The sequence below is a fragment of the Rhizobium sp. BK399 genome (assembly GCF_014194695.1).
Lineage (GTDB): Bacteria > Pseudomonadota > Alphaproteobacteria > Rhizobiales > Rhizobiaceae > Rhizobium.
Map to the genome: position 1 here is coordinate 808,403 of NZ_JACIAH010000001.1, position 13,578 is coordinate 821,980.

Here is a 13,578-nt window from a genome sequence, read left to right on the forward strand (position 1 = left end):
CTTGCACTGCTAAACTTGGCAACGTTAAAGCAGGAATGAACGCCAAGGAATAGCATGCCCGAACGACCAGCCGTCCTCACGAAACGAACGCTCGACAAGGATCTCGACAAGCTTACGCATGTCGAGGACGCCACGAAGTTCGTGTCGCGAAAGCTGGTGGCACCAGGCATCGCGCTGGTCTTTCTCGGGCTCGCGATGCTTTTTGCCGGCGTCTATGTCTTTGACCGGCCCGGCGCCGTCCTCGTAATCGCCGCCGCGGCGCTCGCCGCTTACATGGCCATGAACATCGGCGCGAACGACGTCACCAACAACGTCGGCGCAGCGGTGGGCGCGCGTGCGATGACGATGGCGCAAGCGCTCGTCATCGCCGCCATCTTCGAGATTCTTGGAGCGACAATTGCCGGCGGCGAGGTCGTCAAGACCATCTCTTCAAGCATCGTCGATACTGTGCAGGTGCCTCCGGGGACGCTTGGCTGGATCATGATGGCGGCACTAATGGCCGCCGCCTTGTGGATCAACCTTGCGACCTGGATGAATGCACCGGTCTCGACCACGCATGCGATCGTCGGCGCGGTGATTGGAGCCGGCGTCGGCGCGGTCGGTCCGGCGCCAGTGAACTGGCGGGTGATGATCGAGATCACCTCGGCCTGGGTGACGTCCCCTCTGCTCGGAGGGGTGATAGCAGCCGGCCTGCTCTTTATGGTGAAAACCCTTATTATCTACCGCGATGACAAGATCGCGGCGGCGCGGAGTTGGGTGCCGGTGCTGATTGCCATGATGATCGGTGGCTTCACGTCGTACATGGCCCTGCAGCTCGAAGCGACCAATGAGTTCACCCCGCTCACCATCATCCTTTTCGGGTTCGGCGCCGGGATCGTCGGGTGGCTCGCAGCACGATCGTTCGTCCGCAGACAGTCGGTTGGGCTTGAAAACCGCAACAGCTCGCTGCGCGTCCTTTTCCAAATCCCCTTGATTGGCTCGGCCGCCTTGCTCTCCTTTGCGCATGGTGCCAACGATGTGTCGAACGCCGTCGGCCCGCTATCAGCAATCGTGCGCGCGGTCGGTGCGTCCCCTGAGGGTACGCATGGGAAGCCGCCGATCTGGGTGCTTCTGATTGGCGCTCTCGGCATCTCCATCGGTCTGTTGCTCTTCGGGCCGCGCCTGATCCGTCTGGTCGGTGAGCAGATCACCAAGCTCAACCCCATGCGGGCCTATTGCGTGGCGCTGTCGACGGCCTTCACCGTTATCGTCGCCTCATGGCTCGGTATGCCCGTCAGCACGACGCATATCGCGGTCGGCTCCGTGTTCGGCGTCGGCTTCTTCCGCGAGTGGTACACCCGGCATTCGAAGCGCCGCATCGCATACATGCGCCGGAAGGCCGAAAGCTTCGCGACCGACGAGCCCGAAGATCCGAACACACATGAGGTTCGCCGTCGCTATCTCGTTCGCCGTTCGCATTTCATGACGATCATCGCTGCCTGGATCATCACCGTTCCGGCCTCCGCAGCGCTTGCAGCCATGATCTATTGGGTTATGTTCGCGCTCTTTGTTTGAGCAGGACCTTTCGATGCGCGCCAATTTCCGGATGCAACGGTTGTTCGTAGATGCCCCTCTTGCTGCCGGAGCGACGGTGGAGGCAACGGCAGATCAATTCAACTATCTCGCCAACGTGCTGCGGATGGCCGAAGGCGCCGAGTTGCTCGTTTTCAACGGTCGCGACGGCGAGTGGAAGGCGCGCCTGACCTTTCCGTCGCGGAAGCGGATTGTAATGATCCCCGAGGAGCAGACGCGACCACAACCGGTCCCTTCCGACCTGCACTATCTCTTCGCGCCGCTGAAAGTCGGCCGGTTGGATTATCTGGTGCAGAAGGCGGTCGAGATGGGTGCCGGCGTGTTGCGGCCCGTGCTGACCCAGCATGTGCAAGGTAAGATCACCAATCTCGACAAGCTGCGGGCAAACGTCATCGAGGCTGCGGAGCAATGCGGCATTCTTGCTATCCCTGAAGTTGCCGAGCCGGTGAGGTTGTTCGACCTCTTGGATACTTGGCCGAGCGATCGCCGCATCGTCTATTGCGACGAAGGCGATGCAGGGCAGAACCCACTTCCACTCCTGTCCAAAGTCAGCGAGCGAAAGCTGGCGCTCCTCGTCGGCCCGGAGGGCGGCTTTTCCGAGGAGGAACGCGCGCGACTGCGCAGCCTCGATTTCGTCACCGCGATCCCGCTCGGGCCGCGGATCCTCAGGGCGGATACGGCGGCGGTGGCTGCCATGGCGGTCATTCAGGCGTCGATTGGCGACTGGAATTAACCTTAGGATCGGTCGCGGCCGAAATATGCTGCTATTTTTTTGATGGACCGTTGAAACAATTTCACTTGCAACATACGTGGGAGCGGTCCTAATCACCCTTCCAATTGCCCGGGTTTTCCCAGGCGCTCTCCCATTGCAGGTAGACTTGAATGGCTCGCGATACCACCGACCAGACGCCACTCTCTTCGGTTCAGGAGCTGACCGATTATCTTGCTGCGGGAAGCAAGCCTGAAGAAAAATTCCGCATCGGCACCGAGCATGAGAAGTTCGCCTTCTTTCGTGCCGACAACAGCCCCGTGCCGTACTTCGGCGAGGCCAGCATTTCGGCGCTCTTGAAAGGACTGCAGCAAAAGTCAGGCTGGGATCCGATCATGGATGGCGAGAACATCATCGGCCTTGGCGAACCGAAGGGAATGGGCGCCATCTCGATCGAGCCAGGCGGCCAGTTCGAACTTTCCGGCGCACCGCTGGAAACGATCCACGAGACCTGCAAGGAATCGAATACTCACCTGGCCACGCTGCGCGAGATCGCAGAACCGATGGGCATCCGCTTCCTCGGTATCGGCGGCAGCCCCAAGTGGACGCTGGCCGAGACGCCGGTCATGCCGAAATCCCGCTACGAGATCATGACCCGCTACATGCCGAAGGTCGGATCCAAGGGTCTCGACATGATGTATCGCACCTGCACGATCCAGGTGAACCTCGACTTCTCTTCGGAAGCCGACATGCGCAAGAAGATGCGCGTTTCGATGAAGCTGCAGTCTCTGGCAACCGCCCTCTTTGCCTCATCGCCCTTTACCGAAGGCAAGCTCAACGGCTTGCTCTCTTGGCGTGGCGACATCTGGCGCGACACCGACAACAATCGCTCCGGTCTGTTGGACTTCACGTTCCGCGACGATTTCGGCTTCCATGACTATGTCGAATGGGCCCTCGATGTTCCGATGTATTTCATCGTGCGCGACGGGCACTATCACGACTGTACCCACGTCACCTTTCGGCAGTTCATGAACGGTGCACTGAAGGGCGAAGTCGCCGCATGGGAGCCGACCATGGGGGACTGGACGAACCATCTTTCGACGCTTTTCCCCGACGTGCGCCTGAAGCGCTTCCTCGAGATGCGCGGTGCGGATGGCGGGCCTTGGCGGCGCATCTGTGGGTTGCCGGCCTTCTGGGTCGGCCTTCTCTACGATGACGCGGCGCTCGAAGACGCCGATATGCTGACCAAGGACTGGACATTCGACGAGGTCAACGCCTTGCGTGACGCCGTCCCCTCTCAGGGCCTAAAGGCAAAGTTCCGCGGGCATGAGCTCTATGAAACCGCGCGCGAAGTGATCGCCGTTTCGAAGGCGGGTCTAACGGCGCGCAACAAGCTCAACAAGGAAGGCCAGGACGAAACCATCTTCCTTGCACCGCTCGACGAAGTCATGGCCAAGAAGGCGACGTTGGCCGAGGACCTGTTGGCGCTCTATCACGGCCGCTGGAACGGTTCGGTTGAGCCGGTCTTCGAAGAATATCAATACTAAGCCCTTCTACAAAAAGGGGTTTGCGCATTCCTTTTTCCGGCTATAGTGACGCAATTACGCGTTGCGAAACCGGGAAGGGGATTACCATGCTGCCACTCTTCGACATGATGATGCAGGCCCAGAACGGCGCGGCGATGGATGCGGTCTCCAAGCAGTTCAATCTGGCTCAGGAGCAGACCGCCAAGGCGATTGCGGCGCTCATGCCGGCATTTTCCGCCGGCCTGAAGCGAAGCACCAGCAACCCTTACGACTTCATGGGATTGATGCAGGCGGTCGCCTCCGGGAACTACACCAAATATTTTGAGGACATGAGCAAGGCCTTTACGCCGCAAGGGATCTCGGACGGCAACAACATCCTCGCGCAGCTGTTCGGTTCCAAGGAAGTCTCGCGGGCCGTCGCGGCGCAGGCGGCCCAGATGACCGGCATCGGACAGGAGATCTACAAGCAGATGCTGCCCGTCATGGCCGATACGCTGATGGGGGGCCTCTTCAAGCAGTCGATGGGACAGATGACGGCGCCAGTCAATCCGTTCGTCAACACGGCGATGGGTGAGAGCATTCAGAAATGGCTTGAAAGCACCGGCTTTGCGCCGAAGCAGGCGGCGGCACCCGAGCCCAGCATCTTCGACAACCCTTTCACGCAGGCGATGCAGCTGATGTTCGGCATGCAAAAGCCAGAGGCCCAAAAGGCCGTCACCAACCCGTTTTTCGACAATCCTTTTGCAAAGGCGTTTCAGGAAATGATGGGCTCGCTCGGAAAGCCGGTCGAACCGAAACCAGCCGAAGCGCCGAAGGAGCAGGCAAAGGCTGAAACCGAAAACTACATGGACATGCTGAACAACATGTTCGATAGCGGACTCGAGGTCCAGAAGAACTACCAGAAAAGCATGGAAGCGATCTTCGAGACCTATATGCCCAAGGCGCCCCCCACTCCCCCCAAGGCATAAAAAAACCCGGAGACGGCTGGGAGGCCGGCACCGGGCAAGAGGCAGGGCTATTGGCTATCACCCTGCGGGGAAAAACTGGGCCGGCCTTAATCCTTTCGGGACCGGAAGAGCGACTTACGTCCGCGAACGCTCGCGGAGCGGGTCAGGTGTTCCGACGGATCTTCAAAGAAGGTGGACGCCAGGAACGCGGAAGTGAGATCGGTCCTTGAAAGGCCGATATCCTTCAATTGATTGTCATCGAGCTCGTGCAGCCGGTTGATCTCCATACGATTGCGGAACACGCGCAGTACGGATGACAGCGTTGCAAAGCCATGTGCGACGCGCTGAGCAAACGTCAGCGAGGTCGGGCTGCAGTCGAGTTCGAGTATCCGGTCTGTCGTGCGCATGGGACGATCCTTTCATAGGCGCGCAACAACCCACCCCTCCCGCGAGGTCGAGCGGGAGGGCATCGGTTGAAATCGGTTCGGACAGGCAGGATGTCTGTCCTTCACTTTGCTTGATTTGCATCCCGAAGATGCCAAACACCTATTGATCAGTCCAACGAATGTTTCTAATGATTACCATCAGAGAACTTTATGGGTGAGATCATGTCAGCGCCTCTTGATATCGATCAGTTGCAGACTTTCATCGCAATCGTGGATTCCGGCAGCTTCACCAAGGCTGCCGACAGGGTCTACAAGACGCAATCGGCCGTTTCCATGCAGATGCGACGGCTTGAAGAGCGCATCGGCAAGCAGCTCTTCATCAAGGACGGTCGCGGCAACCGCCTGACCGCCGAGGGCGAAAAGCTCTTGAACTATGCTCGACGCATGATCCGCCTCAACAACGAGGCGATCGCCGCCTTCGACGACAACCGTCTCGAGGGTACGCTGCGCATCGGCACGCCCGATGACTATGCCGACCGCTACATGCCGGAGATCATTGGCCGCTTCGCCAAGACGCATCCGAACGTCGAACTCTATATCGTCTGCGAGCCTTCGGTGGACCTCGCCGAGCGCATGCATCGCGGCGAACTCGATATCGCGCTGGTGACGCATAATCCGCGCGAGCGCATGTCGGACGTCGTGCGAACCGAACCCCTCTGCTGGGTCGGCTCGGCGAACCATCCTATCCGTGACGATGCGCCGGTGCCGCTTGCCGTCGGGCGTCGCGACTGCCAGTGGCGTCAGCTTGCCTGCTCAGCACTCGATGCCGTCGGCCGCGAACATCAAATTCTGTTCACCAGCTGGTCGTGCACGGTCGTTGCAGCCGCGGTCCTCGCTGGCATGGCCGTTTCCGTCATGCCGGAATCGGCGCTGCGCACGGGGATGAAGGTGCTGAGCCAGGCGGATGGCTTCCCTGCCCTCCCCCCGGTCCAGATCGGCATCATGAAACGGCCGGGCGTCTCCCTGTCGCTCATGAACGCGATCACCGCCCATATCACCGCTTGCCTTGACAACATCACGCCCGCTGTCGTCGACGACAATCTGGAGCCTGATGTGAAGAACGCCTATGGGCGGGTCCAGCCCCGCCTCAAGGTCGCCAGCGTCGTTCCGAGCTGGTAGCCGTCACGCAGCAACCGGCGAGAGGAAGGCCGTGCGGATCACGCGCTTCCACTCGTCGAGAATGCGCCTGGCGAGCGTGTCCTCGCTGACGACCGCAAGGCGGATCGAGGCGCCGAGCAAATGGCTGAAGAGGTAGGTTCTGGCCTGCATGTCGGCCGCACACAGTTCGGGGGCGACGCGGCGGACGGCATCTTGAAAAATGTCGGCAATCCGCTTGCTGTGCTCGATGTTGAGGCGCAACAGATCGTGGTCAGTCTCGGTGCCCATCCAGATACCGAGATAGGCGGCGTCGTTACGATAGTCTTCGTAGTGCCAGTCGATCGTCGCCGCGAGCACCTCAAGCGCATGATCGACAGAGTGCACTGACGAAAAAGCCTCGGCGATACGGGCCTGAATTGCCGAAGCATGGCGGTCGAAGAGCGCTTTGACGATCGCGGCCTTCTCTGGAAAATACTGATAGACGGAGCCGATCGGCACCTTGGCGGCGACGGCCAGTTCCGTCATTCGCATGGCGCTTACGCCCTTTTCGGCAATAATTGCTGCTGCGGCCGACAAGATCAGGTCGAGCCTTTGAATACTGCGTTCCTGCTTTGGCTTCCGGCGGAGGCCAATACGATCCAAACTTCCGACCTTCATGTCGTTCCCATTTGTTCTATGTGGAGCGACGGAGGACATTCATGCCGGCGCCTTTTTGCCGATATGACATGCAGGTCTTCACGACTCGTAAACGAGATAGATTGGATTGTACGGATCCAGAAAAGCATAGCAAAATCGGGGTGATACACCCGGATTTGGTCCAGTTTCGACCGCAAGCGAACGCAATCGCGGTCGCTCGATGCGCGCTCGTGCCGCTTGTTTGGGCACTACCGATTCGCAGCAGCCGGCGTCGCGGCACCCATCCCGCCATCGGCTGCTACAATGCCGACTACCCAGCGGCCCCTGTCGTAAATTCATTGACCTTCGATAACTTCCAATCGTATTTACTGAGACATTCGATTGAAAGAACTTATCATGCTGACCCTGCGACAGATGCGCTATTTCGATGCACTGGCAACGACACGCCATTTCGGCAGGGCGGCCGAAATGGTCCACATCAGCCAGCCGGCCCTGTCGACGCAGATCATGGAGATGGAAGAGTATCTCGGCGCCAAGCTTGTCGAGCGAACCCGGCAGAGCACCATCCTGACGCCGAAGGGCGAGGAAGTCCTGCACTACGTCCGCGCCATTCTGCATCAGGTCGACCTGCTCGAGCAGACCGCGCGAAAGGGCGGCGGCACGCTTGAAGGACTGATCCGCATCGGGATCATTCCGACGGTTGCCCCCTACCTCGTTCCACAGTTCGTTCCGCATTTGCGTAAGACCTATCCAAGCGTTGAGGTGGAGTTGCGGGAAGCGGTCACAGATCGATTGATGGCGGACCTTTTGACCGGAAAGCTCGACGCCGTGATCGCGGCATTACCGCTCGATATCGAAGGCATCCAGACGCGGCCACTCTTCACCGACCGCTTCTTCATGGCGGTGGCGGATAACGGCGAGGCCGTGCTGACATCCCCGCTGACCGAGCATGAAGTAAATGTCGATCGCCTGCTGCTGCTCGAGGAGGGTCATTGCCTGCGCGACCAGGCGCTCGCCGTCTGCAGCGCCGGCAAGCGCAGCCTGGTCAATTTCGGCGCGACGTCGATGGCGACGCTGCTGCAGATGGTGTCGCACGACATGGGGATGACACTTATCCCCGAAATGGCCATTCCGACCGAGACCAGCCGCAATTCGATCCGTATCGTTCCCTTCACCGATCCACAGCCGTCGCGCGAAATCGGCCTTGCCTGGCGGCGCAGCAACCATCGCGGCAAGGAGATGGAGGCGCTGGCGGAGGCGATCGTTGCCGTCGCCCCTACCCCGCGCGAGCTGGCCGCCTGATCAGCCGAGGTTCTTCTTCAGAAATTCGACCGTCCTCGTCCAGGCAAGGTCGGCGGCCTTCTTGTCGTATCGCGCCGACGACGTATCGTTGTTGAAGGCGTGGTTGACGCCGTCGTAGACGAAGATCTGGAAGTCCTTGCCGTTTTCCTGCAATGCCTTTTTGTAGGCGTCGATGCCGGCGTTGATGCGGTCGTCGAGGCCAGCATAATGCAGCATCAGCGCCGCCTTGATGTTTGGTACATCGGTCGCCTTCGGCTGAGCACCGTAGTAAGCGACGCCGGCCTTCAGGTCCGGTGAGGCAACAGCAAAATCGTTGACGAGCCCTCCGCCCCAGCAGAATCCAATCACACCGACTTTGCCGTTGGAATTATCGAGCTTGCCCAGATAGGTCAGCGTCGCTTCGGCATTCGCGACGGTAGCGGGCCGATCGAGCTTGGCGAACATCTCGCGGGCCTTGTCCTCGTTTTCAGGCGTACCGCCCTGAGGGGAAAGGAAGTCCGGGGCCAAGGCGATGAAGCCCTCCAGCGCCATGCGGCGCGCAACGTCGCGGATGTGCGGGTTCAGGCCGCGGTTCTCGTGGATGACAATCACGGCGCCGAGCTTTCCGGAGGCATCCTTGGGTTCGACGAGGTAGCCTTTCATTTCGCCAGTGCCGCCGGGATAGGTGACGTCCTTGGCCACCAGCCTTTTGTCATCGGCCGAGATCATCTCCGCGCTCGCCTTGTTGGCAGCGAGCATCGGCGCGATGACGGCCGCTGCACCGGCGGAACCGGCCAGTTTCGTCAGCTTGTCCATGAAGTTGCGGCGGTCGAGTGTCAGATGCGTATATTCGTCGTAGGCGTTGATCATCGCCTGCGTGATTTCCGGCTTGTCCATGTGAGGTCTCCCGTTCCCTACCTGTTGGCTTTCACCTGTCGGGGAAGATAGGTCAGTGACCGGTAACGCGGGAACAAAACTGCGTTACTTCAAGCGGTTCAGCCGATCAGCCATTAGGAAAGACCATCCAGATGGCCAGCCAAACCCACATAGCGCCGAGCACCACGTAGCCAGCCCCGAAAAGCGGACTGCGGTAACGGAGGTCATTGCTGGTGACGTGCACGAAGGCGTGCAGATAGCGGAGTGCAACGAAGGCCCAGGCAAGCCCGACGGCGACCAGATTGTCGGCTTCGGTCATGTAGAGGAGGACGCAGCAGGCATAGAACAGCACGGGGAGTTCGAATTGGTTGGCCAAGCAATTCTTGACGACGAGACCTTCCAGCGGCTCGTCGCGATTTTCGCGGTAGTTCGATCGGCGAACCTTGCCCGCCTGAACCAGCTGCCGGCGGCGATAGCCGAGCAGCATGTAGAGCAAATAAACCAAGGCTACGTGGGCGATAATGGGCCAAAACATCTCGTAGCCGGTCATGCTGTCTTTCCTTGCAGTTTTCCGTTTTATTTCCGTGCTGTAGAGGAAAACCGCGAACGCCGCAAATGCCCGCCGCAATTCTGCGACGGGCGAGGCTGGCATCAGACCTGAGCTATGCCACCATCGGCGAAGAGTTCTGCGCCGGTGACGAAGCTCGATTCATCCGAGGCGAGGAACAGAGCGGCGGCGGCGATTTCTTCGGCGCGGCCAACGCGACCCATCGGAACTTGCGAGCCGAGATAGTCGAGAAGACCCTGCTGCTGTGCCTTGTCCTTGCCGGCGAGTTCGACCAGGCCGGTGGTTTCGGTCGGGCCGGGGCTCAGGGTGTTGATGCGGATGCCGCGATCCTTCAGGTCAAGGATCCAGTTGCGTGCGAAGTTGCGGATCGCTGCCTTGGAGGCAGCGTAGACGCTGAAGGCTGGCGTACCGGTCGCGCCAGCGGTCGAGCCGGTTAGAATGACCGACGAGCCGTTGCCGAGCAGCGGCAGCGCCGTCTGCACCGTGAAGAGCACGCCCTTCACATTGCGATTGAACGTGTCGTCGAACTGCTCTTCGGTGATCTGGCCAATCGGCGCGAATGAGCCGCCGCCTGCATTTACGAAGAGAACGTCGATGCGACCGGCTTCGTCCTTCACGCGATTGAAGAGGCGATCGAGATCAGCCTGCTTGGCGGAATCAGCCTGGATGCCGGTGACGTTGCCGCCGATCTCGGCGACGGCCGCCTCGAGCACATCCGCCCGGCGTCCAGTGATGAAGAGGCGCGCGCCTTCGGCAGCGAAACGCTTGGCGGTGGCGAGGCCGATCCCCGATGTCGCGCCTGTGATGACCGCAATCTTCCCGTTCAGTCTCTGTGTCATATCAGTCGTCTCCTTTTGTTCGACTGAGCAGGAGATATGGACGACGCGATCATTTCGGAATAGAAAGGCATGAAATCCATTGTTGCAGAAATGAAATGATGAAGCTGCCGGATTTCGAAGGTCTCGCAATGTTTGCCAAAGTGGCGGAGGAACGGTCGTTCGCCCGCGCCGCGAAGACACTCGGCATCTCCGTGGCAACCGTTTCGCGCGGCGTCGCACGCCTGGAAGAGAGGCTGGGCGCCCGGCTGTTCAATCGCACATCGCGCCAGCTATCGCTAACCGAGTTCGGCCTCCGTCTCGCCGAACGGGCGTCGCGGATCTATACGGATGCCGAGGAAATCGAGAAAGCGGCGCTCGAATTGTCGAGCCGTCCGCGCGGTCTGATCCGGCTGGCGGCGCCGATGACGTTCGGTGTCCACTGGATTGCGCCGATCCTGCCTGACTTCTTCGAGCTTTACCCGGATATCACAATCGACCTTCACATGAGCGACGCGAGCGTCGATCTTGTGGCGGAAGGCTTTGATGCAGCGCTGCGCATCGCGGTCCTGCCCGACTCATCGCTGATCGCCCGGCGGCTCGCGCCGGTTGCCCCGTTCATTCTGGCGTCGCCCGCCTATATTGAGAAATACGGATGCCCGCAGCATCCACGCGAGCTGGCCGCTCACCACTGCCTCGGCTATGCCTATCGCCCGCGACAGGACATTTGGCGCCTGACGAACAAGGCTGGCGACGAGGAATTCGTCACGCCAACCGGTCCGCTCCGGGCGACCAACTCGGAGGCATTGATCCCAATGGCGCTGCGCGGCCTCGGCATCTGCGAACTACCGGAGTTCATGGCCAGCGAATACTTGGCTGACGGGCGTTTGAAGGCGATCCTGACTGATTGGAGCCTGCCGAGCGGTGCACTCTATTTTGTCACGCCATCTGCACGCGCAAGACCGGCAAAGGTCGAGGTGTTGGCGGAGTTCATGGCAGCCCGCCTTACCAATCCGCCCTGGAGGTGGCCGCGATAAGGCTACCGTTCGCCGTCGCCGCGGTGCATGGCTCGAACGATAGCAAAACGGGCGATGATGATCAGGCAGATGGCGAGGCTCGCGAATTTCAGCCGAGTCATCCATGGCAATAGCTCGGCGGCCCGGTCTGCCCAGGCACTGCCGCCAAAGGCAATCAAGCTAGCGATGTTCTCGCCATAGTCCGCAAGACCGTAAACAAAGGGCAGCACATAGATGAGCTTAATGAGGGCAGGACTGATCGGACGCGCAAAATAGGATCCGCCCGGCCGCAACTTCATCAAGACCAGCAAAAGGAGTGCGGTCAGAAGTGCCGGAAAGATCAGCTCGGGACCGGCGTACATGGCCCGCAGCAGACTATTGGCAACATCGTTCTCGCCGAGGAGCCGCTGCATGCGACCGACGGTCAACTCGTCATAGCCGGCGAAATAGATATCGAGAACCGCTTGCCCGGTCTCGTGCTTGAAGGGGACGACAAAGCCGAATGTCGTCCACGCAAGCACACCGATGCAGATGGCCGCGAGCAGCGCGATAATCCAGAGTGGAATACGGCTGCCCGCGTTCATTCTCAGCCGCCAGCGCTCGGATAGTTCGGGCTCTCGCGGGTGATCGTCACGTCATGCGGATGGCTTTCGCGAAGACCGGCACCCGAGATGCGCACGAAGGTCGCGCGCTCCTGGAAGTCCTTGATGTCCTTGCCACCGACATAGCCCATCGCCGCCTTGAGGCCGCCTGCGAGCTGGTGCAGGACGCCGGATACTGGACCCTTGTAGGGAACCTGGCCTTCGATGCCTTCAGGCACGAGCTTCAGCGTGTCACGCACTTCCGCCTGGAAGTAACGGTCTGCCGAGCCGCGCGCCATGGCGCCGACGGAGCCCATGCCGCGATAGGCTTTGAAGGAACGGCCTTGGTAGAGATAGACTTCGCCGGGGCTTTCATCGGTGCCTGCAAGCAGCGAGCCGATCATCACGGCGGAGGCGCCTGACGCGATCGCCTTGGCGACGTCGCCGGAGAACTTGATGCCGCCGTCGGCGATGACAGGGATATCCTGCGCCCGTGCTGCCTCGACGGCCGACATGATGGCGGCGAGCTGCGGGACGCCGACACCGGCAACGATGCGCGTGGTGCAGATCGAGCCCGGGCCAATACCGACCTTGACGGCATCCGCACCGGCATCGATCAACGCCTTGGTACCATCAGATGTGGCGACGTTGCCGGCCATGACCCGCACGGAGTTGGAGAGTTTCTTCACGCGCGCCACGGCATTCAGAACGCCCTGCGAATGGCCATGCGCGGTATCGACAACGAGAAGGTCGACTCCGGCTTCGATCAGGCGCTCGGCGCGCTCGAAACCATCGTCACCGACGCCGACGGCGGCGGCGGCCCGCAGGCGACCCTGCGCATCCTTCGATGCATTCGGGTTCAGCTGCGACTTTTCGATATCCTTGACGGTGATGAGGCCAACGCAACGGCCTTCGCCATCGACCACCAGCAGCTTCTCGATGCGATGAGCGTGCAGCAGGCGCTTGGCTTCCTGCTGGTCGACGCTTTCCTTGACGGTGACGAGGTTCTCTCGCGTCATCAGCTCGTAGATCTTCTGGCTCGGATCGGAGGCGAAGCGAACGTCGCGGTTCGTCAGAATGCCGACGAGACGGCCGGTCTTTTCGACGACGGGAATGCCGGAGATGCTGTGGATCTTCATCAAGGCGAGCGCGTCGGCGAGCGTCGCGTCGGGGCCGATCGTCACCGGGTTGACGACCATGCCGCTTTCGAACTTCTTGACCTGGCGGACCTGCTCGGCCTGCTCGGCCGGCGTCAGGTTCTTGTGGATGACACCGAGGCCGCCGGCCTGCGCCATGGCGATCGCGAGACGGCTTTCCGTGACAGTGTCCATGGCTGAAGAGATGATCGGAATGTTCAGCTCGAAGTCGGTCGCGATGCGGGTTGCGACGCTCGTCTGACCGGGCAGAACCTCGGAATGACCGGGCTGCAGGAGCACATCATCGAAGGTGAGTGCGTCCAAACCGGTTGGCGTTTCTATGATGCGAGCCATGGCCAATTTCCTTCAAT

The 13,578-nt window shown here is 60.5% G+C and carries 14 protein-coding genes; 7 read left to right on the forward strand and 7 right to left on the reverse strand.

Translation table 11 applies throughout. The features are described 5' to 3' along the window. Nucleotides 1-54: 54 nt before the first annotated feature. From FHT97_RS04035 to FHT97_RS04050, 4 genes are all read left to right on the forward strand, one after another. Nucleotides 55-1,554 (forward strand): inorganic phosphate transporter, encoded by a 1,500-nt coding sequence (locus FHT97_RS04035; protein ID WP_183860084.1) that lies wholly within the window; start codon nt 55-57, stop codon nt 1,552-1,554. A 13-nt stretch (nt 1,555-1,567) separates the two neighbouring features. After that, on the forward strand, nt 1,568-2,305 hold the full coding sequence (locus tag FHT97_RS04040; RefSeq protein WP_183860086.1) for a 16S rRNA (uracil(1498)-N(3))-methyltransferase: 738 nt from the start codon (nt 1,568-1,570) through the stop codon (nt 2,303-2,305). Nucleotides 2,306-2,454: 149 nt separating this feature from the next. Next, nucleotides 2,455-3,828 carry a glutamate--cysteine ligase gene (locus FHT97_RS04045; protein WP_183860088.1) on the forward strand — a complete coding sequence of 458 codons (1,374 nt, stop codon included), beginning with the start codon at nt 2,455-2,457 and terminating at the stop codon, nt 3,826-3,828. Nucleotides 3,829-3,914: 86 nt separating this feature from the next. After that, nucleotides 3,915-4,775: a DUF937 domain-containing protein gene (locus tag FHT97_RS04050; protein WP_183860090.1), complete on the forward strand. Its 861-nt coding sequence runs from the start codon at nt 3,915-3,917 to the stop codon at nt 4,773-4,775. Between the two features lie 86 nt (nt 4,776-4,861). Here FHT97_RS04050 and FHT97_RS04055 read toward each other — a convergent pair whose 3' ends face one another. After that, the gene (locus FHT97_RS04055) at nt 4,862-5,161 is read right to left on the reverse strand and encodes a DUF1127 domain-containing protein (protein WP_114711580.1); all 300 of its coding nucleotides are present in this window, start codon (nt 5,159-5,161) and stop codon (nt 4,862-4,864) included. Nucleotides 5,162-5,362: 201 nt separating this feature from the next. Here FHT97_RS04055 and FHT97_RS04060 point away from each other — a divergent pair, with 201 nt between their 5' ends. Continuing rightward, on the forward strand, nt 5,363-6,319 hold the full coding sequence (locus tag FHT97_RS04060) for a LysR substrate-binding domain-containing protein (protein WP_210296590.1): 957 nt from the start codon (nt 5,363-5,365) through the stop codon (nt 6,317-6,319). Between the two features lie 3 nt (nt 6,320-6,322). Here FHT97_RS04060 and FHT97_RS04065 read toward each other — a convergent pair whose 3' ends face one another. After that, entirely contained in the window at nt 6,323-6,955 is a 633-nt protein-coding gene (locus FHT97_RS04065) for a TetR family transcriptional regulator (protein ID WP_246712551.1), read from the reverse strand. A 375-nt stretch (nt 6,956-7,330) separates the two neighbouring features. Between FHT97_RS04065 and FHT97_RS04070 the strand changes: the two genes are divergently transcribed. Further along, nucleotides 7,331-8,236 carry a hydrogen peroxide-inducible genes activator gene (locus tag FHT97_RS04070; protein WP_183752515.1) on the forward strand — a complete coding sequence of 302 codons (906 nt, stop codon included), beginning with the start codon at nt 7,331-7,333 and terminating at the stop codon, nt 8,234-8,236. On the opposite strand, the gene FHT97_RS04075 is transcribed toward FHT97_RS04070, so the two are convergent. The 3 genes from FHT97_RS04075 to FHT97_RS04085 all read right to left on the reverse strand — a co-directional run bounded on the left by FHT97_RS04075 (nt 8,237) and on the right by FHT97_RS04085 (nt 10,498). Further along, nucleotides 8,237-9,112 carry a dienelactone hydrolase family protein gene (locus FHT97_RS04075; protein ID WP_183860095.1) on the reverse strand — a complete coding sequence of 292 codons (876 nt, stop codon included), beginning with the start codon at nt 9,110-9,112 and terminating at the stop codon, nt 8,237-8,239. Nucleotides 9,113-9,218: 106 nt separating this feature from the next. After that, nucleotides 9,219-9,641 carry an MAPEG family protein gene (locus FHT97_RS04080; RefSeq protein ID WP_183860097.1) on the reverse strand — a complete coding sequence of 141 codons (423 nt, stop codon included), beginning with the start codon at nt 9,639-9,641 and terminating at the stop codon, nt 9,219-9,221. Between the two features lie 101 nt (nt 9,642-9,742). Continuing rightward, on the reverse strand, nt 9,743-10,498 hold the full coding sequence (locus FHT97_RS04085) for an SDR family oxidoreductase (RefSeq protein ID WP_183860099.1): 756 nt from the start codon (nt 10,496-10,498) through the stop codon (nt 9,743-9,745). A 95-nt stretch (nt 10,499-10,593) separates the two neighbouring features. Between FHT97_RS04085 and FHT97_RS04090 the strand changes: the two genes are divergently transcribed. Continuing rightward, a complete protein-coding gene (locus FHT97_RS04090) occupies nt 10,594-11,511 on the forward strand; it encodes a LysR family transcriptional regulator (RefSeq protein WP_183860100.1) in 918 nt (305 codons plus the stop codon). Between the two features lie 2 nt (nt 11,512-11,513). Here the strand turns inward: FHT97_RS04090 and FHT97_RS04095 are convergent, their stop codons facing one another. Further along, entirely contained in the window at nt 11,514-12,074 is a 561-nt protein-coding gene (locus FHT97_RS04095) for a hypothetical protein (protein ID WP_183860102.1), read from the reverse strand. A 2-nt stretch (nt 12,075-12,076) separates the two neighbouring features. Next, nucleotides 12,077-13,561 (reverse strand): IMP dehydrogenase, encoded by a 1,485-nt coding sequence (gene guaB, locus FHT97_RS04100; protein WP_183860104.1) that lies wholly within the window; start codon nt 13,559-13,561, stop codon nt 12,077-12,079. Between the last annotated feature and the right edge of the window lie 17 nt (nt 13,562-13,578).

Coding starts and splice junctions, on each gene's coding strand:
- FHT97_RS04035 (WP_183860084.1), top strand. CDS start 55: ATGCCCGAACGACCAGCCGTCCTCACGAAACGAACGCTCGACAAGGAT.
- FHT97_RS04040 (WP_183860086.1), top strand. CDS start 1,568: ATGCGCGCCAATTTCCGGATGCAACGGTTGTTCGTAGATGCCCCTCTT.
- FHT97_RS04045 (WP_183860088.1), top strand. CDS start 2,455: ATGGCTCGCGATACCACCGACCAGACGCCACTCTCTTCGGTTCAGGAG.
- FHT97_RS04050 (WP_183860090.1), top strand. CDS start 3,915: ATGCTGCCACTCTTCGACATGATGATGCAGGCCCAGAACGGCGCGGCG.
- FHT97_RS04055 (WP_114711580.1), bottom strand. CDS start 5,161: ATGCGCACGACAGACCGGATACTCGAACTCGACTGCAGCCCGACCTCG.
- FHT97_RS04060 (WP_210296590.1), top strand. CDS start 5,363: ATGTCAGCGCCTCTTGATATCGATCAGTTGCAGACTTTCATCGCAATC.
- FHT97_RS04065 (WP_246712551.1), bottom strand. CDS start 6,955: ATGAAGGTCGGAAGTTTGGATCGTATTGGCCTCCGCCGGAAGCCAAAG.
- FHT97_RS04070 (WP_183752515.1), top strand. CDS start 7,331: ATGCTGACCCTGCGACAGATGCGCTATTTCGATGCACTGGCAACGACA.
- FHT97_RS04075 (WP_183860095.1), bottom strand. CDS start 9,112: ATGGACAAGCCGGAAATCACGCAGGCGATGATCAACGCCTACGACGAA.
- FHT97_RS04080 (WP_183860097.1), bottom strand. CDS start 9,641: ATGACCGGCTACGAGATGTTTTGGCCCATTATCGCCCACGTAGCCTTG.
- FHT97_RS04085 (WP_183860099.1), bottom strand. CDS start 10,498: ATGACACAGAGACTGAACGGGAAGATTGCGGTCATCACAGGCGCGACA.
- FHT97_RS04090 (WP_183860100.1), top strand. CDS start 10,594: ATGATGAAGCTGCCGGATTTCGAAGGTCTCGCAATGTTTGCCAAAGTG.
- FHT97_RS04095 (WP_183860102.1), bottom strand. CDS start 12,074: ATGAACGCGGGCAGCCGTATTCCACTCTGGATTATCGCGCTGCTCGCG.
- guaB (WP_183860104.1), bottom strand. CDS start 13,561: ATGGCTCGCATCATAGAAACGCCAACCGGTTTGGACGCACTCACCTTC.